The 22299-nt window shown below is 47.8% G+C and carries 21 protein-coding genes and 1 pseudogene; 7 read left to right on the forward strand and 15 right to left on the reverse strand.

All coding sequences use genetic code 11. The features are described 5' to 3' along the window. The first annotated feature begins 191 nt into the window (after positions 1–191). Positions 192–587, forward strand: a complete 396-nt coding sequence (locus HMPREF1705_RS10145; RefSeq protein ID WP_009200881.1) for an LplA protein — start codon at positions 192–194, stop codon at positions 585–587. Between the two features lie 5 nt (positions 588–592). Here the strand turns inward: HMPREF1705_RS10145 and HMPREF1705_RS10150 are convergent, their stop codons facing one another. The 5 genes from HMPREF1705_RS10150 to HMPREF1705_RS10170 are packed head-to-tail and all read right to left on the reverse strand — an operon-like array spanning position 593 to position 5207. Then, the gene (locus HMPREF1705_RS10150; RefSeq protein ID WP_009200880.1) at positions 593–1621 is read right to left on the reverse strand and encodes an ABC transporter ATP-binding protein; all 1029 of its coding nucleotides are present in this window, start codon (positions 1619–1621) and stop codon (positions 593–595) included. Continuing rightward, positions 1599–2435 carry an ABC transporter permease gene (locus tag HMPREF1705_RS10155; protein WP_009200879.1) on the reverse strand — a complete coding sequence of 279 codons (837 nt, stop codon included), beginning with the start codon at positions 2433–2435 and terminating at the stop codon, positions 1599–1601. Before HMPREF1705_RS10155 ends, HMPREF1705_RS10150 begins: the two co-directional genes overlap by 23 nt. After that, positions 2432–3295: an ABC transporter permease gene (locus HMPREF1705_RS10160; RefSeq protein WP_009200878.1), complete on the reverse strand. Its 864-nt coding sequence runs from the start codon at positions 3293–3295 to the stop codon at positions 2432–2434. Before HMPREF1705_RS10160 ends, HMPREF1705_RS10155 begins: the two co-directional genes overlap by 4 nt. After that, positions 3292–4116, reverse strand: a complete 825-nt coding sequence (locus HMPREF1705_RS10165) for an alkaline phosphatase family protein (RefSeq protein ID WP_009200877.1) — start codon at positions 4114–4116, stop codon at positions 3292–3294. Before HMPREF1705_RS10165 ends, HMPREF1705_RS10160 begins: the two co-directional genes overlap by 4 nt. A gap of 5 nt (positions 4117–4121) precedes the next feature. Beyond that, positions 4122–5207 carry an ABC transporter substrate-binding protein gene (locus tag HMPREF1705_RS10170; protein WP_040347917.1) on the reverse strand — a complete coding sequence of 362 codons (1086 nt, stop codon included), beginning with the start codon at positions 5205–5207 and terminating at the stop codon, positions 4122–4124. A gap of 272 nt (positions 5208–5479) precedes the next feature. On the opposite strand from HMPREF1705_RS10170, the gene HMPREF1705_RS10175 reads away from it, so the two are divergent. From HMPREF1705_RS10175 to HMPREF1705_RS10190, 4 genes are all read left to right on the forward strand, one after another. Continuing rightward, a complete protein-coding gene (locus tag HMPREF1705_RS10175; RefSeq protein WP_009200875.1) occupies positions 5480–7246 on the forward strand; it encodes a hypothetical protein in 1767 nt (588 codons plus the stop codon). 769 nt (positions 7247–8015) lie between these two features. After that, positions 8016–9038 (forward strand): ABC transporter substrate-binding protein, encoded by a 1023-nt coding sequence (locus tag HMPREF1705_RS10180; protein ID WP_009200874.1) that lies wholly within the window; start codon positions 8016–8018, stop codon positions 9036–9038. Between the two features lie 16 nt (positions 9039–9054). Further along, the gene (locus tag HMPREF1705_RS10185) at positions 9055–10839 is read left to right on the forward strand and encodes a choline/carnitine O-acyltransferase (RefSeq protein ID WP_040347914.1); all 1785 of its coding nucleotides are present in this window, start codon (positions 9055–9057) and stop codon (positions 10837–10839) included. Positions 10840–11073: 234 nt separating this feature from the next. Then, a complete protein-coding gene (locus HMPREF1705_RS10190) occupies positions 11074–12084 on the forward strand; it encodes an ABC transporter substrate-binding protein (RefSeq protein WP_009200871.1) in 1011 nt (336 codons plus the stop codon). Positions 12085–12136: 52 nt separating this feature from the next. Here HMPREF1705_RS10190 and HMPREF1705_RS10195 read toward each other — a convergent pair whose 3' ends face one another. The 6 genes and pseudogenes from HMPREF1705_RS10195 to HMPREF1705_RS11110 all read right to left on the reverse strand — a co-directional run. Continuing rightward, entirely contained in the window at positions 12137–13141 is a 1005-nt protein-coding gene (locus HMPREF1705_RS10195; protein WP_009200870.1) for a M42 family metallopeptidase, read from the reverse strand. Further along, on the reverse strand, positions 13138–14166 hold the full coding sequence (locus HMPREF1705_RS10200; protein ID WP_242603584.1) for a M42 family metallopeptidase: 1029 nt from the start codon (positions 14164–14166) through the stop codon (positions 13138–13140). The genes HMPREF1705_RS10195 and HMPREF1705_RS10200 overlap by 4 nt, the downstream gene beginning before the upstream one ends. Before the next feature lie 8 nt (positions 14167–14174). Further along, complete coding sequence (locus tag HMPREF1705_RS10205; protein ID WP_009200868.1) at positions 14175–15188, reverse strand: M20/M25/M40 family metallo-hydrolase; 1014 nt, start codon at positions 15186–15188, stop codon at positions 14175–14177. Between the two features lie 212 nt (positions 15189–15400). Further along, the gene (locus HMPREF1705_RS10210) at positions 15401–15727 is read right to left on the reverse strand and encodes a cupin domain-containing protein (RefSeq protein ID WP_009200867.1); all 327 of its coding nucleotides are present in this window, start codon (positions 15725–15727) and stop codon (positions 15401–15403) included. 72 nt (positions 15728–15799) lie between these two features. Then, the gene (locus tag HMPREF1705_RS11105; protein WP_242603585.1) at positions 15800–16285 is read right to left on the reverse strand and encodes a mannonate dehydratase; all 486 of its coding nucleotides are present in this window, start codon (positions 16283–16285) and stop codon (positions 15800–15802) included. Positions 16286–16379: 94 nt separating this feature from the next. Beyond that, a pseudogene (locus tag HMPREF1705_RS11110) lies at positions 16380–16889 on the reverse strand (mannonate dehydratase); the annotation flags it as partial. Positions 16890–17265: 376 nt separating this feature from the next. Here HMPREF1705_RS11110 and HMPREF1705_RS10220 point away from each other — a divergent pair. Both HMPREF1705_RS10220 and HMPREF1705_RS10225 read left to right on the forward strand, forming a co-directional pair. Continuing rightward, on the forward strand, positions 17266–18162 hold the full coding sequence (locus HMPREF1705_RS10220; protein WP_009200864.1) for a peptidoglycan DD-metalloendopeptidase family protein: 897 nt from the start codon (positions 17266–17268) through the stop codon (positions 18160–18162). Positions 18163–18223: 61 nt separating this feature from the next. After that, positions 18224–19102, forward strand: coding sequence for an MBL fold metallo-hydrolase (locus HMPREF1705_RS10225; protein ID WP_009200863.1), 879 nt, complete (start codon positions 18224–18226; stop codon positions 19100–19102). 185 nt (positions 19103–19287) lie between these two features. On the opposite strand, the gene HMPREF1705_RS10230 is transcribed toward HMPREF1705_RS10225, so the two are convergent. The 4 genes from HMPREF1705_RS10230 to HMPREF1705_RS10245 are packed head-to-tail and all read right to left on the reverse strand — an operon-like array spanning position 19288 to position 22192. Beyond that, positions 19288–20256, reverse strand: coding sequence for a radical SAM protein (locus HMPREF1705_RS10230; RefSeq protein WP_009200861.1), 969 nt, complete (start codon positions 20254–20256; stop codon positions 19288–19290). Between the two features lie 3 nt (positions 20257–20259). Further along, a complete protein-coding gene (locus tag HMPREF1705_RS10235) occupies positions 20260–21141 on the reverse strand; it encodes a radical SAM protein (RefSeq protein ID WP_009200860.1) in 882 nt (293 codons plus the stop codon). Positions 21142–21154: 13 nt separating this feature from the next. Further along, positions 21155–21913 (reverse strand): lipoate--protein ligase family protein, encoded by a 759-nt coding sequence (locus HMPREF1705_RS10240; RefSeq protein WP_009200859.1) that lies wholly within the window; start codon positions 21911–21913, stop codon positions 21155–21157. 3 nt (positions 21914–21916) lie between these two features. Beyond that, positions 21917–22192, reverse strand: a complete 276-nt coding sequence (locus HMPREF1705_RS10245) for a lipoate protein ligase C-terminal domain-containing protein (protein ID WP_009200858.1) — start codon at positions 22190–22192, stop codon at positions 21917–21919. Positions 22193–22299 lie beyond the last annotated feature (107 nt).

Genomic DNA, 22299 nt, shown 5'->3' on the forward strand with positions numbered 1-22299 from the left:
GTTTCCACCCTGATACGTCGATGTTATTTTGCGACGATATATCAGAAGCGTCAGGGTACTTTCAGAGCGGAAGTTCTGGAAATGATTCGATTATCGAATAGTTAGGGATAAATGCGAATGAATAAGGTGACCTGCCGTGAGTTTTGCGTTATATTAAATTATGTTACGACAACAACAAGGCAGTGGATGATATGAAAGATACGATTACGGTCCATGAAGAAGAAAGGACATGGCTTGAAGCACTAGCTCAAAGCTGGGGCGTGAAACTGGTTTTTAGAGAATATCTTGGCGCCGATATGTTCGCGCGAGTCTCCATAACTTCCGACGGCGAAGCCTGGGTGGAGATGCTTCAAAGCTTCGATCCTGAAGATTACTACAGCCGTTGGGGAAACCGCGACATCGCACCGGGCGAGCTTTTCAGGTTCCTCCTCCTTCATGAGATAGCTCATTTGAAGCTAGGACATGACAGAGAAAGTATCCCTAAGTACGTACGTACCAAGGAAGATTGGCAAAGGATCATTCGTGAGCGCGAGGCAAGAGCCGACCAGTGGGCAAAAAGACGCCTCAGAGATCCCTTGCCTAAATAAATATTTTATAGATTAAGCACCTTAACTTCGTCCTTTGGAATGACAAGATCTACCGATGTATCGTAATTTAAACTGCAGTCCAGGCTGTTATTTAAGACGTCTACGTCTAGGATGCAATCTTTAGATCTAACCCGATAGCGCAGTATATTTCCCTTGAGAAAGACGCCGACGACCTTACCCTTAATTCGCCAGGAGCCATTATGGCCTTTTCCGTTTTCGCCATTCAAGGAAAGCTTGATCACCTCCGGCCTTATAGCTAAGCTCTTGCCGGAGAAAAGGGGTTCTCCCACGAGCCGTTCAAATTCCTCCCCCTTAATGACATTGAAGTTTCCTATGAACCTCGCCACAAACTCGCTTGCAGGCTGGCTGTATATCTCCAAAGGTTTGCCGGATTGCGCTACCCTGCCTTCGTTTATTACGAATATCCTGTCTGAAATCGTCAAAGCCTCTTCCTGGTCATGGGTGACGAAGATCATGGTCATACCGGACTTTTTCTGTATATTTTTAAGCTCCATCTGAAGCATCTTTCTTATCTTGGCGTCCAGTGCGTTGAAGGGCTCGTCAAGAAGCAGCACGTCAGGCTCCACGATCATTGACCTAGCGAGGGCTACCCTCTGTTGCTGGCCGCCGGAAAGCTCTCTTGGATAAGATTTTTCTTTGCCGGCCAACCCCACGAGGTTGACCATATCCCTAACTCTTGCTGCAATATAGTTGCCTTTAAGGCCCTGCATTTTTAGCCCAAATGCTATGTTTTCGTAGACGGTCATGTTCGGAAAAAGGGCGTAGGACTGAAATACCATTCCCACTCCTCTCTTTCTTGGTGCAAGGTAGGTGATATCCCTGTCGTTTAAAAGTATGCGACCGCCATCGACCTCATTTAACCCGGCGATGCAGCGAAGTAACGTGCTCTTTCCGCAGCCCGAAGGCCCCAGCAGTGTTACCAGCTCTCCTCTTTCGACGGCGAGGCTTATTTCATTCAATACCACCGTACCATCGAACTTCTTTGTAACTTTATCTATAATGAGGTAACTCATATTTCTTCCCCCTTAAGTTATCAAAATTGCCGTTTTTAAAGTTTTGGCCCAGCTTTAACGCGATCCATGAAAGGCAGAAGACGAAAAGGTAGTAACTTATCACGACGGCACTGGACAAATGGCCGCTTTCTCTCATTCGCCTCATCAGGTATATCTGGACGGTTTCGTAGTATCCGCCTACCAAGAGGTTTGTCAAAACGAACTCGCCGAAAAGCACGGAGAAAGAAAGCAGGGCTGATACCATAATCCCGGGAAGTATGTTCGGCAGTACAACCTTAAAGAAGGCTTTAGGCTTGGAAGCACCCAAAAGCTCGGCCGCGCTGACGAGTTGAGGAAGGTCTACCGTCCTCATGCTGTTTCGCGTTCCTTGATATGTATAGGGAAGTATGACGACGAAGTAGGCTCCTATCAATAACCAGACTGTCCCGGAAATTGCCAAAGGTCCGGAGGAATAGACCTTGATTAGCCCTATGGCTCCAATCACTCCAGGTATGGCGTAGGGAAGCATGGCGAAAGCCTGAAGAAAACGCTCTAACTTTGGAAGATAAAGAGAGACGATGAAAAGCGATACCACCATCACGGCAATGTTTAAACCTACCGCGACGGAGCAGGCAAAAAGCGTTCGCCCCAAAGCCGCTACGAAACGTACATCCTGGAAAAGCTTCACATACCAAGAGAGAGTCAACCCCTTGGGCAGGACAGTATCGTACCAGTCGGTGGCAATCGAATATAGGAAGGTTGCTATCAAAGGCATGAACAAATAAAGAAACATCAAGGTTATGGCGAAGCGATGAAGTGCCCTCTTTTCCTTCACTTTAAATCCCTCCTGATCCGCTTCATCATGTATTCGTTTGTAAGCATGGCCGCGATTAGGCTCAAGGCGAGAAGCATGGCCAGCGCGCTTGCAAGATGAGGGCGTGCGTACACATCTCCCGATATCAGCGCGCCAATCCTGACGGAAAGGAGGTTGTAATTGCTTCCGACCAAGGCGTAGGCCGTGGCATAGGCTCCCATGGCGTTGGCAAAGAGAATGCTAAAAGTTCCGACGAGCCCCGGCATAATGACGGGAAGGCCAACCTGAAGCCAGAACTGCATATCTGAAGCCCCAAGCAGATGTGCGGCCTCCCGCCACTGCTCTTTTATCTCAAAGTAGATCGGATAAAGCAAAAGTATGGCCAAGGGCAGCTGAAAATAAACGTAAACCAGGACCAAGCCACTCCAGCTGTAAAGGTTGAATTCTGAAAATATATCCAACCCCCATCTTTGGAATAAGATCGTAAAAAGACCGCTGTTGCCAAGCATGATTATGTAGGCAAAGGCAAGGGGGACACCTGCGAAATTTGCCGTGAGATTTACGTAAGTCAATACCGCCTCCTGGGATTTCGGCTTAAGGCGCGTTATGAAGTAAGCGACGAAGGCTGCCACGACTATTGCAATGAAACTTGAAAGAAGCGATATGAGCAGGCTGTTTTTGATGGCGACCAGATAGTATGGATTTTTTAAAGCGGTGATATATTGTCCCAAGGTCCAAACATTACCGTCGTCCGTCCTAAAGCTGTCAAGGAGCATCCCCATAATTGGCAGCAGCTCGAATCCGAAGATCATTACTGCCAATGGAAAAAGCGCGCCTGCAAGCCAGAGGTTTTTGCTGATATGCGCCCACTTCGCCCTCACGACAATCCCCCCGAGGATGCAGGCGATGTAATAGAGTTCATTGCCTCAGAGGGATTTATCTCAAGCAGCCTACAGATCAAGGGCGCTATCCCAAGCTGCGAAGGAGGTTCGTAGCATAGCGATGTGAATCGGTCGCCAACAAGAAACAGAGGCACGTCCCGCTCCTCGCTGCTTTCTCCTCCGTGGTTTCCGAAGTCGTCCATCCCGTGATCGGCCGTCACGATCACCTGATAGCCGTCGTCCAGCCACAGGGGGATGTACTTGCTTAAAAGCCCATCCATTTCTGACGTCTTTTTGGCATACTCTCTTGATGAACCTCCGTAGAGATGACCGAAGTAATCGAGCCCCATGGGATGTATCAGCAAAAAGTCGGGCTTATGCTTTCTTCGAAGTATTTCACCATCGACAAAGAGGTGAGAATCGGGATAGTCGTCCTCGAAGTAGAACCTCCCGAATTGAATTGGCATATCTTCCTTCTCCTGTTCGCGGTGAAGCGGCGGATCGAAGGGATAGCAGTTGTAAAGCTCGCTGATCCAGTAATAAGCAGCTGCTGCGTTGATGAGCCCTTTTTCCCTGGTCAGATGAAATAGGCTTTTTTGACTTGACCTTCCTTTAAATTCGTTAGAGGTCACGCCGCTTATATAAGGAGGAATCCCTGTAAGCAGCGTCTCGTATAAGGGTTTGGAAAGGCTTGGCAGTTCAGCCTTTAGGGCAAATCTGGCTGCCAAGCCTTCCCTGGTCAAACGGACCATATAGCGCATTTCCTTAAAGGCCACATCGCACCTGAGTCCGTCTATTATTACGAGAATTACCTTATTCATGGCAGCTATCTAAGATACACCAACACTTGTTCCTGCCAGATTTGAGGCAGCATCTTCGCCGTGTTTTCCCAAGCTTTGAAGTCCTTAATCGGCCTTGCATTTGCGTATTGTTCCATAGGAATCATCTTTTTCGCCACTTCCTCGGGAAGTTTTACGCTGCTTCTTATCGGGCGTGCATAACCCTTTGCAAGGTTGATCTGCCCGGCATCGCTTAAGATGTATTCCCTGGTGAGCATGGCTGCATGAGGATGGGGGGCGTATTTGTTGATTATAGTTGCGTAACCGCTCACTACGCTTCCTTCTTCGGGGATGCTGACCTCAAACCGATCGGGGTCTATTTGGTCCCGATAACCCAAGGCGTTGAAATCCCACAGAAATCCCACGGGTATCTCTCCCTTTTCGAAATTGGCCGGCAATACGTCGGTTAGCAATAACCTTCCCTGTTTGGCAAGCGACGCAAAAAAGTCTATTGCAGGCTTAATGTTACTCTCGTCTCCGCCAAGAGCAATCGCTGTGGCAAGCACCGCCATCTGAGCCTGGGCGGCCTTAGTCACATCCCCGATGGCGACTTTGTAATCTCCATTTTTAATGTCCTCGAAAGACCTGGGCAGATTTTTAACCTGGGACTTGTCTGTTATGACGGCCATAGTGCCAAGATATCCCACTATCCAGTGCCCTTCTTTGTCTTTGGCCCAATCTGGTATTTCCTCCCAGTAGGACGTCTTAAAGGGCTGTGTAACTTTCCGTTCGACTGCAACAGGCCCAAAGGCCATGCCCACGTCTCCTATGTCAGCTGTAGGGTTATTCTTTTCCGCCTCGAACTTGGCTATTTCCTCAGCGCTCGACATATCGGTGTCGATATGCTTCAGGCCGTATTTGACCTCCAGATCGCGCCATGTATCCTTCCAGTTAGCCCAAGCATCGGGCATGCCAACGCTTACGATCATGCCCTCCTGCCTTGCGCGCTCCTCTATTTCCTTCAGGCTAAGTTGCTGAGCATTTGAAGGTGTGGCAGGCATAACAAGAATGGCAAATATCATACAAACAATCATACTTAGTAAAATCCTTCTTGCCCTAACTGCTTTTTTCACCGAACCTACCTCCCCTGAAACCAAATTTGTGTTGCCAAAATAAGTATAAGATGCGCATGTTACGGTACTGTTTGTATTTGGTAACAAGGATGTAACTGTTTATCTTCGCAACGGCTGGTCTATGAATGCAAAGAATACTTTTAACATAAAGTATGGAATGCAGCTTGAAGCGATTGTTGAAAGCATGTAATACTCCTCTATGATCGCCATATGCTATAATATTTATATATTCATATGTCAATACAATATATTAAAAAAAGGGGGGATATCATATGAAATTCGGGATGAAGGCAGCCTATTTGCTTTTTGCAGCCTTTGTTGTTGTGCTGTTTGCAAATCCTGCCTTCGCTGCCATGGGGGAAATACAAAGCTTTACCTTTAAGGGCACCGAAACGGACCTTCTTGGGATGAAAGAGACCTTGAAACCTGACGGCAAACCAGATGCTCATTTCGTCGTTTCCCTCAAAGGTGTCGGAGCTATCACGGGCGTAGAACTTAAGGCTATAGGAACGGATAGGGCATGGGACACGATTCCCGGCAACGAAAAATGGGGAATGATCGTACGAGATGGCAAGGGAGAGGATATAACAACTGCCTCAGGATCATTTTCGACCAAACCTTTTTTCGCCTTTCTTACCCTTCATCTTTACGTTGCCGATGATGGCACTGCCTTTTCGGAAAAACGTGAATACGAGGTGTCTGTGTCGTTCATGGACGGCAGTGCTGTGACCGCTAAGACAACAGTTCCGGGATTGCCCGAGTCCGAAGAACTATCGGCGGTCTTGTTGGGGATTGGAGACAAAGACGTCGTGGGTAAATCGGAGAAGATCAATCGAGACGGCGTAAGGGATGCTCACTTTAAAACCCGATTCAACACCGTATCCGTAGTTGAAGAGATTTCGATACGAAATGTGGACGGCACATCTTCGGCGTGGGACACCGCCCCTGGCAACGGCATATGGGCCATAGCGGTCTATACCGACGGCAAGTTGCGAAACAGGGAGGATGGAAGCGTAAAATTCGCCGTAGAGGGCGATACGACGTTAGACCTTTGGGTCGCTGACAACGGCTCCATTGCAGCAGGCGCTACGCGATATGAAGTGATCGTTAAGTTCAATGACGGCACGGTCTTGCGCAAGGTAGCCGAACGTCAGGAGGTTGCAAAAACGGCCGTCGACAAAGGCATCCTCTCTGCAGTTTTGATTGAGCCTACAAGAGGAGATCTCACCTCCAGAAGCGAGGCTTTGAAGGGCGACGGAAAGCCCGACTGGAAGATCGCCATTGAAATGGTAGCCGAGGGAAGGATCATCAACTTCATAGTTCGTGGAAATGACAGCGCCTCGGAATGGGATACGATACCAGGAAACGGAAAATGGCTGGTAGCGGTGACGGACTCTTCCGGAAACGTCTTAAACGAAAGCAACGGCTCAATTTCTTTGAATGTTTCCGGAAAAAAGGAATTTGATCTATGGCTAACGGATAATGGAACTATTACGGAAGGCGACGTTAAATACAAAGTCCTCGTGGTCATGAGCGACGGAAGCATCTTGGAAAAGGATGTAGTGCGTGCCGAAGAAGGAAAAGAGGTTTCAAAGGCCGGGATGCCTTCGGACAGAGCTCAAGTTTCTGACAAAATTCGCGCTACTTATCGCGGCAAGGGGCCTATGAACTACCTAAAGAAGGCAGAGGTTTCCTCTCTTCTTGCCTCGGCGGATGCGAACCCCGACGCTCACATGCTACTCAAGCTCATTAATACCAAAGGAACCATAAAAAGCATTACCGTTAAGGCAAAAGACGGCAAAAGCGGTACCTGGGACACTATTCCGGGAAACGGCGTATGGAATATAGTAGTCACCCGCGCTGCGTCTGGGGGAATACTGTCTAATACGGACGGGTCTTTCAATATGGAGGTCGAAAGAAACACGGAACTGCACCTCTGGCTGGCTGACAACGGTAATTTCGGCGTCGCACCGGAGAAATTTGAGATTTTTATAGCTTTTGAAGACGGGCGCTTGCTGAAGAATACGATAAGAAAATGATCTTACCAACTGCTGCAATCTGAACATTTATAATGCGACGTTATAAAAAATTGAAGTAAGATGGCCTGGCAACTAATTATTGCATAAGCTGTCAGGCCATTTTTGTCGTAGGGGCCAATGATCCACCTATGTCATAATTTAGAGCACTGTCCAGCTAGAATGCAATCTTTCCATCTAACCCGATAGCACAGTATATTCCCTTTGAGAAAGGCGCCGACGACCTTGTATGAACCACCATCTGTTGTTGGCTGCCGGAAAGTACTTTCTGGGGATTATTTACAGACATCGTGTTTTGGCTGAATCTTTATGTCATGTGTTATAATATTTAAATCAGAATCTATTACAAAACCTGTATTATAATTGCATATCTTAAAAACCAAAGCTGTTGCCTTGGCGTAAGTCAAGGATTGCAAGCTGATCGTATAGGTTTGCTGATTTCTGTTTTAAGCAGATTTATGTTGAGAAATCTTTGCTTTGGCCGTCGAGTTTGTAGAGTCGTTCGTCGGAAAGGGCAATTAATTTTTCATTGAAGGCTCACATATATATCGCTATTATTTCATGGACATCTCTTTTAATGAATATATAGATTATCAAAAATAAGGCAAGCCATATTATATAAATTATATTAAGTTTTATATATCCTTTTTCATTTATATATGACAGACATACAAGGAGGTGGTTGTTGCATTTACAGAAGGCCTTTGTATGCAGTTAATGGTGTGCTACAACTAGAATTTGAAATAAAAAACGTCAAGAAAGGGGTTTTAGGATGAGTTTAACGAAAAAAACATTGTATTTGATATTGGGGTTAGTTTTTGTTTTTACTGTCGCAGCAGGAGGAGCCGAGAAATGTTTTGCTCAAAATGACAACGGCAAAATAACCTTTGCCGATTTCAGTTGGGAGAGCGTTCAAGTACACAATAGGATAGCCGGTTATCTGATTAGACATGGCTGGGGTCGTGAAGTCGAATACATGCTTGTCGAGGAAGTGCCGGGCTTTATGGGACTGGAGAGGGGCGATATTCAGATAGCAATGGAGGCCTGGGTTGACAACGCAGCTTCCTACTGGGAAGAGGCCAAAAAACGCGGGATGATCATAAGCCTTGGAAAGAACTACCCAGACGCGCCTCAAGGATGGTATGTTCCAACTTACATCATCGAAGGAGATGAAGAGAGGGGCATCAAGCCCATGGCTTCGGATCTCAAATCCGTCTCAGATCTGCCCAAGTATTGGGAGCTTTTCAAAGATCCCGAGCTCAAAACAAAGGGACGCTTCAACAACGGCCCTTCGGGTTGGATAATAAGCGTCATAAATGAAAAACGCCTCAAAGCCTACGGACTGGATAAAACCTATCGAAACTTCTACACCGGCTCTGCAGCAGCCCTGGCTTCGGCTATTGCCGGAGCTTATGAACGAGGAAACCCTGTTCTGGCTTACTACTGGGAGCCTACCCCCCTTCTTGGAATGTACGACATGACGAGGCTCGAAGAACCGCCCTACGATGAAAAAGTATGGAACGATACAGGAGCATGCGAAATGCCCAAGTGCAGGGTGTTGAAAGTTGCCAATCGCGATTTTCTCGAAGAAAATCCCGAGATAGAGGAGATGCTCAAACGCTACAGAACTTCTCTGGAACTTACCAACGAAGTGCTGGCATATATGAAGAAAAACTCAGTCACTCCCAAAGATGCTGCCGAATGGTTTTTAAAAACCCATCCGAAACTGTGGAGATCCTGGATAGCAGATCCAAAGGTCCAAGAAAAAATCGCCAGATCTCTCGAGCAAATTTAAGGGAGGATCGAGGGAATTGATAACTAAACGTGAATCGGTCGTGATAGCACATTCACGGGAAATACCCATTTTATCCTTTTCCCCCCTGGAAAGAACTTGCAGTCGGCTCCTCGAATGGGCGCGCCCTATGCTTTCTGCAGATCTTTACCGCGAAAGCATGCGGGCTGTCGAGGGTTTTTTGTCGTCCAGTGGAGAGGGACATCTCCTTCAGGGCGAACTTGACAGAATTTATCCTGAGCAAAGGGACGTTTTAAAGTGGATGCCCTACTGGGAAAATTGGTACCTCTCCAACAGACATCCCCTTCCCGCTAACTGCAATCCCTTCTATGTGCTGGAAGTCGAAGGAGAAAAGCTTAAAATCGATAATGCCGAGCTTTCAGCGATGGCGGTGGAAGCTGCCCTTAAATTTCACCTGAAAATAAAAAGGGGAGATCTAAAACCTGACCGTTGGAATGGCCGCCTTCTTTCAATGGAACAATACGACTTAATCTTCGGCGTTACACGCATCCCCGGAAAGGATATGGATCGAAATCTGAAAAGCGATACCGACTATATAGCCGTCCTTTGTAACGGCCATATTTTCCTTCAAAAAGTCCTAAACGGCGAAAATATTGTGCCAAGCGAAGGTCTTGCTCGCAATTTTCGAATCATTATGGAGCAATCCAGGCGGCCTGCAAGAGTGCCTCTATCAGCGCTTACCTCTCTGCCCCGATCGAAGTGGGCCGAGATCCGCGATAAACTTATACAATGCAAAGAGGTCGCAAGAGCTATCGAAGCAATAGAAAAAAGCCTTTTTGTGCTCTGTCTCGATGAACCGAGGGAAATGACGCTAGAAGAGCTGTCTTTAAGTGTCCTTCTGGGGCCCCCTGAAAGCAGGTGGTTTGACAAGTCGTTGCAGGTGGTAGTCTTGGGCAAGGGCCGAATCGGCATAAACTTCGAGCACTCTCAGAGGGACGGCACGCCCATGGGTCGTTTCGTCAAATTCTTAAATGAAGAGATTGCGACCTTAAGGCTCAAAACAGGGGCCGCTCCTTCCCCGACAGAAGTGAATATACCGGAAAGAGATTATGTCAAAGATATATTGTTGAAAGCTCAAAAAGAAGCAGAAAAAGCATTTTCTAAGTTGAAATTGAGCGTAATTAAATTCAAAGATTTCGGGAAGGAAGAAATTAAAAGGCTTAAGTTGAGTCCCGACGGCTTTGTCCAAACTGCTCTTTTTCTTTCGCAAAAAAGAGCCTGGAGGCATGTAAAAACTACTTTTGAATCGGTTATGCTCAGGCAATTCTGGAAAGGACGAACGGAGGGAATGAGGCCATTTAATTCCTGGACTGGGGCTTTCCTTAGGCTTGTCGACGATCCTGCTGCAAGCGACAGAGCGCGCAATGCAGCCATGCTAAAAGCCATAAAAGCTCACAGCTTTCGTGCCAGGCTGTGCATGGACGGCAAAGGTCTGGAGGGTCATCTGGGACTTCTTGAGGCTATAGCCGAGGGAAAGGTAGGTGAGAAAGCGTTAGTCGAAAAGCCAAAAATATACGAATGCCCTGCCTGGAAGGTGCTGCAGGATATCGGGATAACATCATCCACTACTTCGGGCGAAGGGTTGGTTTCTGCAGGCTACGGCCCGGCCCAGGAAGACGGCATTGCCGTAAGGTACATCAAAAGGCCTGACTGTTTAGTCTTTTGCATTACGAGCCTAGATGATTTTGATGATTCTAGAAGGCGCTTCATCGAAAAACTTCCGAAGGCATTGAAGGATATGCGCCGCTGTGCTGGCCTGTCGACGGAACGTAAGTTTTTTTGACAAGCACGTAAAAATTTTGGTAATATAAAATCTACTATAGTGCTTGCTTCTGTAATTTTAGCCTTTCGATTTCCCAAAGTTCATAAAATTTTCGTAGTACCCATTTCGCGATGCCCATTACGAGATCGCCGACCGATTTGCCTATATTTTCTTGCAAACCCGATGCATTAATCCGAGGCGCTAATCCGAGGCGCTAAATAGTAAATAAAATAATACAAAGGGAGGAATGCGTAAATGAGAAAACTTTTCGCACTTTTTTGCGCTGTTTCAATTGCGGTTTTTTGTATTGCAGGGTCAGCGCCGGCAAAGGATAAAACGGTTACCTTTGTAGATTTCAGCTGGAGCAGCGTACAGATGCACAACAGAATAGCGGGTTTCGTCCTGGAGCACGGATACGGCTATAAGCCTAACTACATTTTCGCCGAAACCGTGCCAGGACTGACAGGACTAGCACGCGGGGATGTCGACATAGCCATGGAGATGTGGATCGATAACGTCTTAGATTGGTACAATGAAGCTGTAGGAAAGGATAAAAAAGTCATCGACCTTGGTCCTGTTTTTCCTGACTCGCCTCAGGGTTGGTACGTACCCACCTTCGTCATCGAAGGCGACGAAGAGAGGGGGATCGAACCTATGGCTCCGGATTTGAGGTCGGTCTACGACCTTCCCAAATACTGGGAACTTTTCAAAGACCCGGAAAAACCGAATAAGGGGCGCTTCTACAACGCAATCCCGGGGTGGGTGGTTCATGATATTAACTTAAAGAAACTGGAAGCTTACGGACTTACCGAAACCTTCGAGCCCTTTGGTCCGGGTTCGCAAACTTCCCTGGCTACGGCGATAGTAACGGCGTACAACAAAGGTCAACCTGTTCTCGCCTACTACTGGGAACCCGAATGGATTATGGGAATGTTAAATATGACTCGTCTTGAGGAACCGCCCTACGATCCAAAAAAGTGGAACGATGAGGCGGGCTATGCCTGCGAATTTCCTGCCGCCCGTGTTCACATCGGCATCAACGCCGATTTTCTCAAGAATAACACGGAGATACTTAGCTTTTTGGCAAATTACGAGACCACTCTGGAGCAAAACAACGCAGCTTTGGCATACATGCAGCAGAATAATGCCAATGTCGAAACAACCGCAGTATGGTTTCTCAAAGAATACAAAGACCTATGGACGAAATGGATACCCGACGACAAAGTCAAAGAAAAAGTATTAAAGGCTCTGGAAAAAATAAAATAAAGATATAAAAATGCCCCCGATGGGTAAAGTCCCATCGGGGGCATTTTTAACGTCAGATATTTAAATCTACAAGGCTTACCAATAATTTTACCGCTCCTTCTACGTCGCTTAGGCTCACCGTCTCACTTGGAGAGTGGACGTATCTGGTGGGTATTGAAAGCGTCGCGGAAGGGATGCCTTCCTTCGTCCTTTGAAGTGCGGCAGCGTTAGTACCGCCGAAGGTCAAAACTTCCTTTTGGTAAGGTACGCCTGCCTTTTGTGCTGCCTGCTCCAGCAGTTCGACGACCTTCCTGTGGCTTATGGACATCTTGTCCTTCATCTTTATGGCAGGGCCTTTGCCCAACGCCATGGCATGCCTTTTAAGACTTTTGGGATGATCGGCCGAATCGGTGACATCAATGGCTACGCAAATGTGAGGTGAAAAACTGTATGCCGATACAAAGGCTCCGACGAGCCCAATTTCCTCCTGAACGGAAAAAGAGCCTATAACCGTGTGCCTGTGGTGCTTTAAATTCTTGAAGACTTCGACTAAAACGGCACAGCCCACCCTGTCGTCCATGGATTTGGAAGTCAGGAAATTGCCGTTTTTGTAAAAATAGGAATCGTAGACGCCAAACGTACCGATTGAGACCAATTTTTCGGCTTCACTGCGGTCGCCGGCGCCGATGTCCACGAAGAGGTTGTCAAAGGTGAGGTTAGATAAATTTTTCTTTTGCTCCTCGGGTGTCTCACCCTCGTAGTAAACCACTCCCGTGGCTTTGGGGAACTTTATTCTTTGGCCCACGTAGGTATAGGGAGAAACTCCGCCAACGGGCTCCACCCTGAGGAACCCCTTATCGTCTATATTCGTTACCACGAGTCCTATCTCGTCTATATGGGCATCCAAGAGAACCTCTTTGTTGTCTCTTCCCCTTTTCCAGACGAGCAAATTGCCCAGGGAATCGAACTTGTGTCCATCTATGTGGCCTTCAAGGTGTTTAAGGACGACTCTTTGGACCTCCTCTTCCCTGCCGCTTGGGCCGTAACTTTCTGTCAGTTCTTTGATTAGATCTATCATCTTGCAAAACCCTCTCCTTCTTCTAAGATCTTTCTTACCAGTTTGACCGTGTTTTCAAAATCTCCCAGGTCGATCATGGACAAAGGGCTATGGATGTATCGGGCCGGAATTGAAATGACGCCAGCCGGCACTCCCCCGCCGGTTTTTGCCAATCGCGCAGCGTCCGTTCCGCCCGCGGTCCTCCTTTTATATTGATGCTTGATGTCGTATTTTTGGGCGACCTGCAGTATGGATTCGTAGATCTTTTTATTTACCACGTAGCCCCTGTGCATGAAGGTAACGGCGGGGCCGTCTCCCAGGTGAGTTGCCCACTGATGTTCCGGAAGGCCGGGATCGTCTCCTGCCGTGGTCCCCTCGATCACCAAGGCCAAGTCGGGTTGAAGCTGTTCAAATAATACCGCGCTTCCCCGAAGGCCCGGCTCTTCCTGGACCAAAAAGGCAAAGTACAGGTCGTCCTCGTAACGTTGTTCCTGTTCTATTACCTCCATCAAGACGGCGCAACCTGCCCTGTCGTCGAAGGCCTTGCCCGTAGCCCTGGAATGTTCTTGCCTGAAATCCGTCGCAAATGAGATGTAGTCTCCTAATTCTATTTTACGTGAGGCTTCTTCCTTTGACCTTGCACCTATATGTATGCGAAGGTTTTCGAATTTGGGTGATGCCAGCAGCTCGTCTTTCTTTTGAAGGTGTATGGCCTTGTAACCGATGACTCCGGGCAGCTCTCCCTTAATCCTGACGTGTTTTCCAACGACGACCCGGGGGTCGACGCCACCTACGGGGGCAAAGGACAGCGTACCGTCATCCTCAATGTTTGTCACCATGAAGCCGACCTCATCCATGTGGGCAGCCAACAAAAACTTTCTGTTTGATTTAGTCCCTTTTTTGAAAGCAATTAAGTTGCCCAGCACATCCACCTTGACACTATCGACCTTGCTTTCTATTTTTTCTTTTATAAAATCCCTGACGCGTCCCTCGTCTCCCGAGACGCCGTCAAGTTCGGATAATTCCTTTAAGTACAACGCCTTCACCCCTTTCATTAAAGGTTTACGGTGCTTGCCAATGCCAGCAGGCGTGCCGTTTCTTCCACGTCGCTGGGGTCGACCAATTCTACGGGCGTGTGCATGTACATGAGCGGTATGGAGACCAGCGCCGTCTTTATGCCCGACCTCGTAAGCTGTACCTCGTCCGTGTCGGTATGAGATCTCCCGGGCGTGGGCTCGATCTGCGTCCTTACGCCGTGACGTTTTGCCACATCACATAAGGCCTTGTAAAACTCCCTGTTTATGACGGGCCCGACTGCCAATACGGGACCTTCCGAGATCTTAATCGGGGGCATCTGCGGGATACGCTCGTTGCCGTGGGTGACGTCTACCACTATGGCCTCGTCCAACCCAAGCTCGTACGCGACGGAGACCGCCCCCGGACCTGCGATCTCCTCCTGGCTTGAAAAGATGAAATAAACGTCAGCCCTGTTTTTTATCGTCTCAAGCTCGCTAGCAGCCAAGATTAAGGCAGCACAGCTTGCCCTGTTGTCCAATGCCTTACCCGAGAACCTGTCGCCTAAAGAGGCACACCTTCCTTCGATGACGCAAATGTCTCCTACGCTTACGGTTTCGCTTAAGGGGCTGCAGGAGACGTCGACGTAAATGTCGTTGTAATCGGGGACCTTATCTTTTTGATCATCTTTTTGGAGGTGAGGAGGAAGAAAGCCTACAACTCCTGTGGCGACACCTTGCTTGGTGAATATCTTCATCCTTTGGGAGATGACCACCTTTGGATCTATGCCGCCGATTGGCTCAACCCTCAAAAAACCTCTTTCTTCAAGCTTTGCGACGACGAACCCTATCTCGTCAGCATGGGCAAATATCCCAAGCTTTTTGCCGTTTTGTCCCTTTTTAGCGGCTATAAGTGCGTTCATCCTGTGCTTTCTTACGGAATCGACGTAGAGTTTGATGTTTTCTTCGATGACCTTCAGGACTTCGTCCTCATAGCCCGAAGGACTGTCAGCGCTTGAAAGACATTTAAGCAAAGAAACCGTATCCAATGACATCACTCCTTTGGTCGTAGCTATACATAAAGCAGCTAGGATTTAAGCTCAGGAATCTCCCTGACAAGTTGCTTTGCAGTTTCTATCCATTCCTTGATCACAACAAAAGCTTTTACAGCCTCATCATATGTTTCGTCATCGGCCATGCAACCCGGCAATTCCGACACTTATACTATAAAACAATTATCTTCTTTATTCCAATATTTACAGGAGGGTTAGCACTTCCAGAAAAAGGCAAGCCACAGGCAGGGCGGAGCGGTGCTTGTCGAAAGGACGCGGTGTTTGACGTGAGCGGGGATTAAGACCCATTCTCCCCTTTCGAGCACTTTTGTGCTGCCGTCCTCCCACTGGATAACTCCCTGTCCTTCGAGGACGCACACCCACTCATTTTCTTTTTGGTCGTACCAAAACCCCTCGGGAGATGCCTGGCCTGTCGAAATGATGCGCTCTATGCGCACCCATTCGTCGGCATAAAGAATCTCAGTGACCTCTTCGCTAAGCGATGCCACTGATGGATCGTAAAGATTCGCATTCTTTTTCATTAATGGAAGCACTCCATTTCTAAGATCGGGCGAAAATTCAAGATTTAGGCCAAAATATATTTTAAAACTATACTAAAAAGCCGGGTTTCTATATTTATTTGTCATCTTATCTATCGCTTCCCACAAGCCCTGCAGGTAAACTGCGCCTAATGCCCTGTCATATAACCCGTAACCGGGGCGGCCTGTTTCTTTCCATATCATCCTACCGTGATCCGGCCTCATGTATCCGTCAAATTCCACATCGTAAAAGGCCTTTACGATCTCAAACATGTCAAGGGATCCGCATTTGGAGAGGTGTGCGCTTTCATAGAAATCCCTTTCGGAGGTGAATTTAAGGTTTCTGATGTGCGCAAAATGGATCCTGCCTTCCCTACCAAACTCCCTAATGATAGCAGGGATGTCGTTTTGCCTGTTAGCGCCGAGAGAACCAGTGCAAACGGCAATGCCGTTGTACCTGCTTTTGTTCAGGTCCAGAAATTTGCGTATGTTCTCCCTTCCCGTTATGACCCTTGGCAAGCCAAACACCGGCCAGGGCGGATCGTCGGGGTGTATGGCCATCTTTATGTCGCACTCCTCTGCGGAAGGTATTATGCTTATCGAGGAAATATTTGATATTTTTCCAGTACTTGTCCTCTGTCATCTCTTTGTATCTTTCTATAGTCCTTGAGATTTCCTTAAGCCTTTCTGGCTCCCAACCGGGAAGTTCTGAATCCTTCGACTGTTCCATGAACTGTTCGGCAAAGTTTTCAGGATTTATCTTGGATACGAAATCGTGCCTATATGCCATGGTCCTGGAGCCGTCGTCCAATCGCTGCTCTAACTCCGTCCTAAGCCAGTCGAAGGCGGGCATGAAGTTGTAGCAGATCACCTTCACGCCTATTTGGGAGAGGTTTTTCATGGTCTTTATGTAATTTTCTATGTACCTGTCCCGCGTTTCGAGCCCCAGCTTGATATCCTCATGCACATTTACGCTCTCTATCACTTCAAGCTTTAGGCCGTAGCTTTCGACTTCTTCCTTTAGGGCCTTGAGGCGTTCTATTGGCCACACCTCACCAACCGGTATGTCGAGCAAGCTGGTTACAACTACCTCCATCCCGGGAATCTGCTTGATCTGTTCAAGCGTTATATGGTCATATCCCTTTCCAAACCAACGAAAACTCATCTTCACGACATATCTACCTCCATGTTTATATACTTAGATGGCTGGTGCGGTCTTGTCTATCATACTACATGATAAATCACAAGTTTCGGTTTGTCGGTGTGATTCATGAAGCGTAAATCAACGAATGCCTTTCTTTGCTAAATTTAAGCTCCACTTAAGCTGCACGCATACTAAAATACTTGTATGTAAGCTGTCAATACAAACTAACTGTATTTTAACTCCCTATTTATATATCTACGATAAATTGCTATATTTGCACTACGAAAGATAATATGGGGACGATAGATAGGGGGAGTTGTATAATTGCTGTTGTTTGTGTTGTTTAATCGATCTGTGCTGCGGATTTTTCAAAGATTTTAATGAGGGGAGATATTTTTTGCCTGTTGAGATCGCAAGTTCCTGCGGGATAAAGATATACGCGCAACTGTCAAACAGGGTGACTTTTTTCAACAGCCCCTACCCCGCGCACTTCGAACACAAAGCTGTCGACATTTACCCTTTCTCTCATGACGCACCCTCTCCCGTAGAGGGAAATGTCACGTATATTTATGAATTTATAGCCCCAAGGACGAAGCAATTTCAAATGCCCACGAAGGAATACTTGATCGCCATCCAAACGCCGGTGACCTCGGAGTATCTCGTTCGCATCCTCCATGTAAAACCAATCGTCAAGGTGGGCGACTGCGTAAAGGTTGGCCAGACTCTGGGGGAGATGGTAAAAAACGGCCATTTCGACTCCTGGACCGATCGTCATATGCACGTCGAAATCAGGCCGCGCGACAATCTGATCAGGGCAAAGGGAGGCATGCCCATTTTCGCTTCCTTGAAATGGGAAAAGTTTTACGGCGTGCTTCCTGCATCAAGCTTTCAGGGTAAAGTCGTCGTCCAAAGGCCGAATTACACGCTCCTTAAAGGCCCTACTGCCCGGATGGGCTTATTTTCCGGCCTGCCTGTTACAGTTGGCAAAGGCATTGGGATTTTAGACGGAGGTCTGCCGCATTACGGCTTTGGAGGCGTGCTGACACGCGTAAGGGCAGAGATCGGCGATCCCGTTTATATCGAAGAGGTAAGGATAGGGCACGTAACAAAAATTTACTCCGACGGTTTTGCCAGGTTTGAAGCAGAACCTTTTTCAGTAAAGTTGGACAACTTCAGCATGAAGGGCATTTCGTGCTATATGGGTTTGTCCGGTGATTTTATGTGGAAGTTGATCCCTCAAGACGGAAAAAGGATGAGTTTGAAGGATAAAGCCTCAGTTATCATCAGCTCGTAAGTTCAAGCTCTTCTTTAGTGCTACAATAAACGACAGAAATATAATTTAGGGGGTCGATACTATGGAACGAAAGAAGGAAGCCGATGCTGCGAGAATAATTGTTATTCTCGACGACTATGCGGGACAAAATACTTCTTTTTTGGCTCAACATGGTATTTCACTGCTCATCGAAGTCAAATCGGGACGAGAGTATCGCAGAATCCTCATGGACACGGGCCAATCCGGGCTTCCTGTTTTATATAATATGGAGCTTCTTGGCATCCAGCCCTCTTCCATCGATGCCGTTGTTCTATCTCACTGCCACTACGATCATACTAAGGGTCTAGTGGAAATACTTAAAGCCATCGGGAAAAAAGATATCCCAGTGATCGCTCATCCGGATATTTTCCGGCCCAATTACTCTTTCGATTCCTTCATCCACAATATTGGGATTACGCGAGAAAACGGAAAAGAGGCCATAGAGGCGGCCGGAGGTGTGCTTATGCTTACCAAGGAACCTTTCGCAATAATGCCCGGCGTTACGACCACTGGTGAAGTTCCCAGGAAACGGGATTTCGAAAATCAGGGCATAGGAACTTACAATATCGAGGAAGGCAAAATAGTGCCTGACGAAATACGGGATGATCTTTCGCTCATCATAAAGGTAGCTGGGAAGGGCATTGCTGTAGTCTCGGGATGTAGTCACGCTGGGATAGTAAATATAATCGACCGTTCGAAGGAGATAACCAAGGAGGACCGTGTAGATGTAGTTATCGGCGGCTTTCATCTGATTAAAGCCTCCAGAGAGCGCATCGAGAAAACCGCCGCCGCCTTTGTGGATCTTGACATACATGAGATAATAGCCGGACATTGCACGGGCATGGCCGCACTATGCGAATTTTCTAAAACGCTCGGTGACCGCTTTAAGCAGCTTCATGTAGGAACAATAGTTGATCTATAAGTCGTATTGCATGGCAAGTCTGTGATCAGGTACATAGGAAGCGATGTCTTAAGAAGAACATATCTCCCTTTTCATGTTGGATAACGTTTTTCAATAAAAGCCCGTCACGCCTTCCTTGCATCTTCAATAGTGCGATGCCCAGCAAATACTTAATTTACGCAGGCAAACTACTTTTCGTAGTCCATTTAGCCGAGCTCTTTCTTGATGGATTCTATCTCCTCTTTTGTGGGCTTTCGAGGGAAATTATAGATTGGGCCCAGGGGAGATTCGTTATAAAAGGGCCTGTTGCAATTAGGACATCCTGACGTCATGAAGGGGATGCCGCTTTCTATGGCAAGCTCAAGCGTAGCTTCGTCAACGCCAAAATCATTTAAGCATCCGCCTTGAAATTTCATGTCATCTGCTCTTGCGATGCCGCTTGCTATGAGGTAGCGTGCCATCTGGATTTTTCTGTAGCTTGAAACTTTAGGCCTCGGCCATTTTTCAAGTGGGGTTCCCTTGACGGGCGTAAAGGCAAAAAGCCCTACCGTTATACCGCGGTCGTAAAGCATCTGAATTGTCCTTATCATCTCTTCTTCGCTTTCTCCCAAGCCGACTACGAGGTGGGTTGTCACCCTGCCGATGAGTTTTTTTGCCTCCTCAAGGGCCTTTAAGTGAGTCTCCCAGCGGTAGGGAGATTTTGCTCCTTTGCCCTTTATTTTCTCGAAAAGTTCGGGGGTGGCGGCGTCTAAGGCGATCCCTATGCGCTCTGCTCCTGCATCTGTCAGCCTTTTTATGTCCTTTGGCGGGATCGGATGGCACGCGACGGAAAGGGGAAGATCGCAGGCTTTCTTTATCGTCGAAACTATTTCGATAAGGTCCTCTGCGACGCCGGGGTAATTTACGGACTGAAGGCATACCCTTTTGAAAGCATGGGTTGATTTCTGCAGCGCTTCGATGACATCGTCCAGCGAAAACCTTGGCCACTCCACTCTGGAAAGCATCTCGCTGTCGGCGAGGCTTTCTCTTGCCTGAGGGCAAAACATGCAGTTGGCAAGACACTTGCTTTCGCTGTAAACCAGCAGATGGGCCGTGGTGGGGGCAACTTCAATTTTAACCTTGCAAAAGCCTAAAACAGCAGCGGTGCCCAGCGCAACCCTTACATATTTGACCAACTTTTACCCTCCTATCTCCATTGGGACGGCACAGCAGAGGTCTATTTTTTGAAGTTTTAAACCCATATTTCGAGCCGCTTCCAAGGTTTCTTTTTTCGGCACCACGATCCCGTTTACGCCCGCCTTGAGGGCCCGAAGCTCGTATTCTGTTTGCCGGGGCCTCATGCAGCCGAGGAAAATGTTTGTCTCTTCCATTTTGCTACGGGCGTAGGATATTACGCCTTCGACTTCATCGGCCGACGGAGGGCTTACTGCCTCGTAGGCCGTGCCGCCTGTGGGTATCAACACCAAAAAGACAAGGGTGCTCACTTTCCTTGAGCAGGCTATCTCAACGGCCTTTTTTTCGCCTTTGAGGCGCCCCCCGTGGAGGCCAATCGTTATATGGGGCACCACGTAGGAGACATTTTCAATCAAATAATCCAAGGTGCTAACGTAGTCATCAACAGATTTGTCAAGACCTATGACTTCCCTTATCGTTTCGTCATCGCCTATCAAGTCAAAGGAAACGACGTCGACGCCGGCTCGGCCAAGGCTTCGGGCAAGACCTTCGGGAACAAGCCCGCAGTGGACGTTTATCACCAACTTTGTATCGCCCTTGATGCGTGCCAATGTGTCGACGAAGCCCTCCAAAGGCACCCACCCCTTTTCGTTGTAACCGCCGCTTACAAGCACTCCCTTGTATCCTTTTTTGTCGAATTCGAGGCACTTTCGGTAAAAGGTTGCGGGATCGCTACAGGGGATCATATGTTCGAGGTAGTGACGATTGCAGTGTTTGCAGTGCATGGCGCAAGCTTTTGCCGTTATCGAAAGGGAGGGAAATAATGGTTTTGGGTAGAAGGCATAAAAATTATTTTTATTGTCGGCTGTCGTTTCGTATTCTTTCATTCCGCCTGCACCTTTACCGCTTCATGAGCCATTCTTTTGAGGCGTATTTTGCCTTTAACTCTTCCGCTAAGTTTATTTCCTCAGGCGTCAAGTCGCCTTCCTCGAAAGACGCACCCAAGGAATCAGCAAAGCCCCCACACATTGCATCTCTTACCTCCTCAAAGCTCGGGCGCTTCTTTAGATCTCGTGCAAGTGACGTTACCCGCTCGTAAACGGATGCGATGAACTTGTCCGATATCTTCTCCGGGCTTACCTTTAACAACTCGAACATCAATCGGATGTCAGGGTCAACAAGTATCGTGCCGTGCTGCAGGACGCTTCCCCACTTTCTTGTCTGTGCGCTGCCTGAGATCTTTTTGCCGCCCACCTCGACGTCATTTAACGGGGCAAAGCGAGCTTCAAGGCCCAAGCGATCGAGCCCCTTGATCAGCCCACCACATATCACCCTGAAGGACTCCATGATATCGCGGGGCAAATCCTCCTGCCTGCAGACGACGCTGTAGGTAAGCTCGCCGTCGTGATCGTGAAACACGGCACCCCCGCCGCTTAAACGCCTAACGACGGCTACGCCGTGTTTGTCTGCTGCCTGCAGGTCGACCTCGCGCTCCAGGCTTTGAAAATATCCGATCGAAACGGTCGAGGGCTGCCACCTCCAAAACCGCAATGTATTAGGAGACCTCCCCTCTGAGTTAAGTTTTAAAATGGCCTCGTCAATGGCCATGCTGTAGAAGGGATCGTCTACCCTTAAAGGAATAATCCTCCAGCCCTCCATGATTTACCTCCTAACGGCCCTCATTATGGCCTCAACAAAGCAGTCGGGCGTAAGCATTGGCGCTTGAATTTGCCTTTGTTCGTAAAAATGCTCAATCAGCTTGGATAACTCCGCCCTTTCTGCTTTAGCGCCGACCAACAGCTGCTCAAGGTCGTCGAGTGCCTCTTCGGGATACATGAAGAAATCACCGCTTAGGTGAATCTCAGATATAACCCCTCCGGTCAGGGCAAGCGAAACTTTGATGACTCCCTTTGGCGCTTTAAACTCGCCGTAATACATATCCTTCTCCTATTCTATCTGTTAATTAAACTGCAATTTGTCGCTGAAGTTAAAATTCAAGTACCTTTAACACCTCAGACTTCAGTTTAGCATCGATTAAGGCCTCA

Source organism: Acetomicrobium hydrogeniformans ATCC BAA-1850, assembly GCF_000160455.2.
Taxonomy (GTDB): domain Bacteria; phylum Synergistota; class Synergistia; order Synergistales; family Acetomicrobiaceae; genus Acetomicrobium; species Acetomicrobium thermoterrenum.

What these genes read in the sequence shown, in the direction of transcription:
- HMPREF1705_RS11105 (WP_242603585.1), bottom strand. Translation starts at nt 16,285, where the DNA reads ATGGCCATACACCCCGACGATCCGCCCTGGCCGGTGTTTGGCTTGCCA.
- HMPREF1705_RS10165 (WP_009200877.1), bottom strand. Translation starts at nt 4,116, where the DNA reads ATGAATAAGGTAATTCTCGTAATAATAGACGGACTCAGGTGCGATGTG.
- HMPREF1705_RS10150 (WP_009200880.1), bottom strand. Translation starts at nt 1,621, where the DNA reads ATGAGTTACCTCATTATAGATAAAGTTACAAAGAAGTTCGATGGTACG.
- HMPREF1705_RS10205 (WP_009200868.1), bottom strand. Translation starts at nt 15,188, where the DNA reads ATGTCATTGGATACGGTTTCTTTGCTTAAATGTCTTTCAAGCGCTGAC.
- HMPREF1705_RS10225 (WP_009200863.1), top strand. Translation starts at nt 18,224, where the DNA reads ATGGAACGAAAGAAGGAAGCCGATGCTGCGAGAATAATTGTTATTCTC.
- HMPREF1705_RS10245 (WP_009200858.1), bottom strand. Translation starts at nt 22,192, where the DNA reads ATGTATTACGGCGAGTTTAAAGCGCCAAAGGGAGTCATCAAAGTTTCG.
- HMPREF1705_RS10175 (WP_009200875.1), top strand. Translation starts at nt 5,480, where the DNA reads ATGAAATTCGGGATGAAGGCAGCCTATTTGCTTTTTGCAGCCTTTGTT.
- HMPREF1705_RS10180 (WP_009200874.1), top strand. Translation starts at nt 8,016, where the DNA reads ATGAGTTTAACGAAAAAAACATTGTATTTGATATTGGGGTTAGTTTTT.
- HMPREF1705_RS10145 (WP_009200881.1), top strand. Translation starts at nt 192, where the DNA reads ATGAAAGATACGATTACGGTCCATGAAGAAGAAAGGACATGGCTTGAA.
- HMPREF1705_RS10195 (WP_009200870.1), bottom strand. Translation starts at nt 13,141, where the DNA reads ATGATAGATCTAATCAAAGAACTGACAGAAAGTTACGGCCCAAGCGGC.
- HMPREF1705_RS10240 (WP_009200859.1), bottom strand. Translation starts at nt 21,913, where the DNA reads ATGGAGGGCTGGAGGATTATTCCTTTAAGGGTAGACGATCCCTTCTAC.
- HMPREF1705_RS10210 (WP_009200867.1), bottom strand. Translation starts at nt 15,727, where the DNA reads ATGAAAAAGAATGCGAATCTTTACGATCCATCAGTGGCATCGCTTAGC.
- HMPREF1705_RS10235 (WP_009200860.1), bottom strand. Translation starts at nt 21,141, where the DNA reads ATGAAAGAATACGAAACGACAGCCGACAATAAAAATAATTTTTATGCC.
- HMPREF1705_RS10190 (WP_009200871.1), top strand. Translation starts at nt 11,074, where the DNA reads ATGAGAAAACTTTTCGCACTTTTTTGCGCTGTTTCAATTGCGGTTTTT.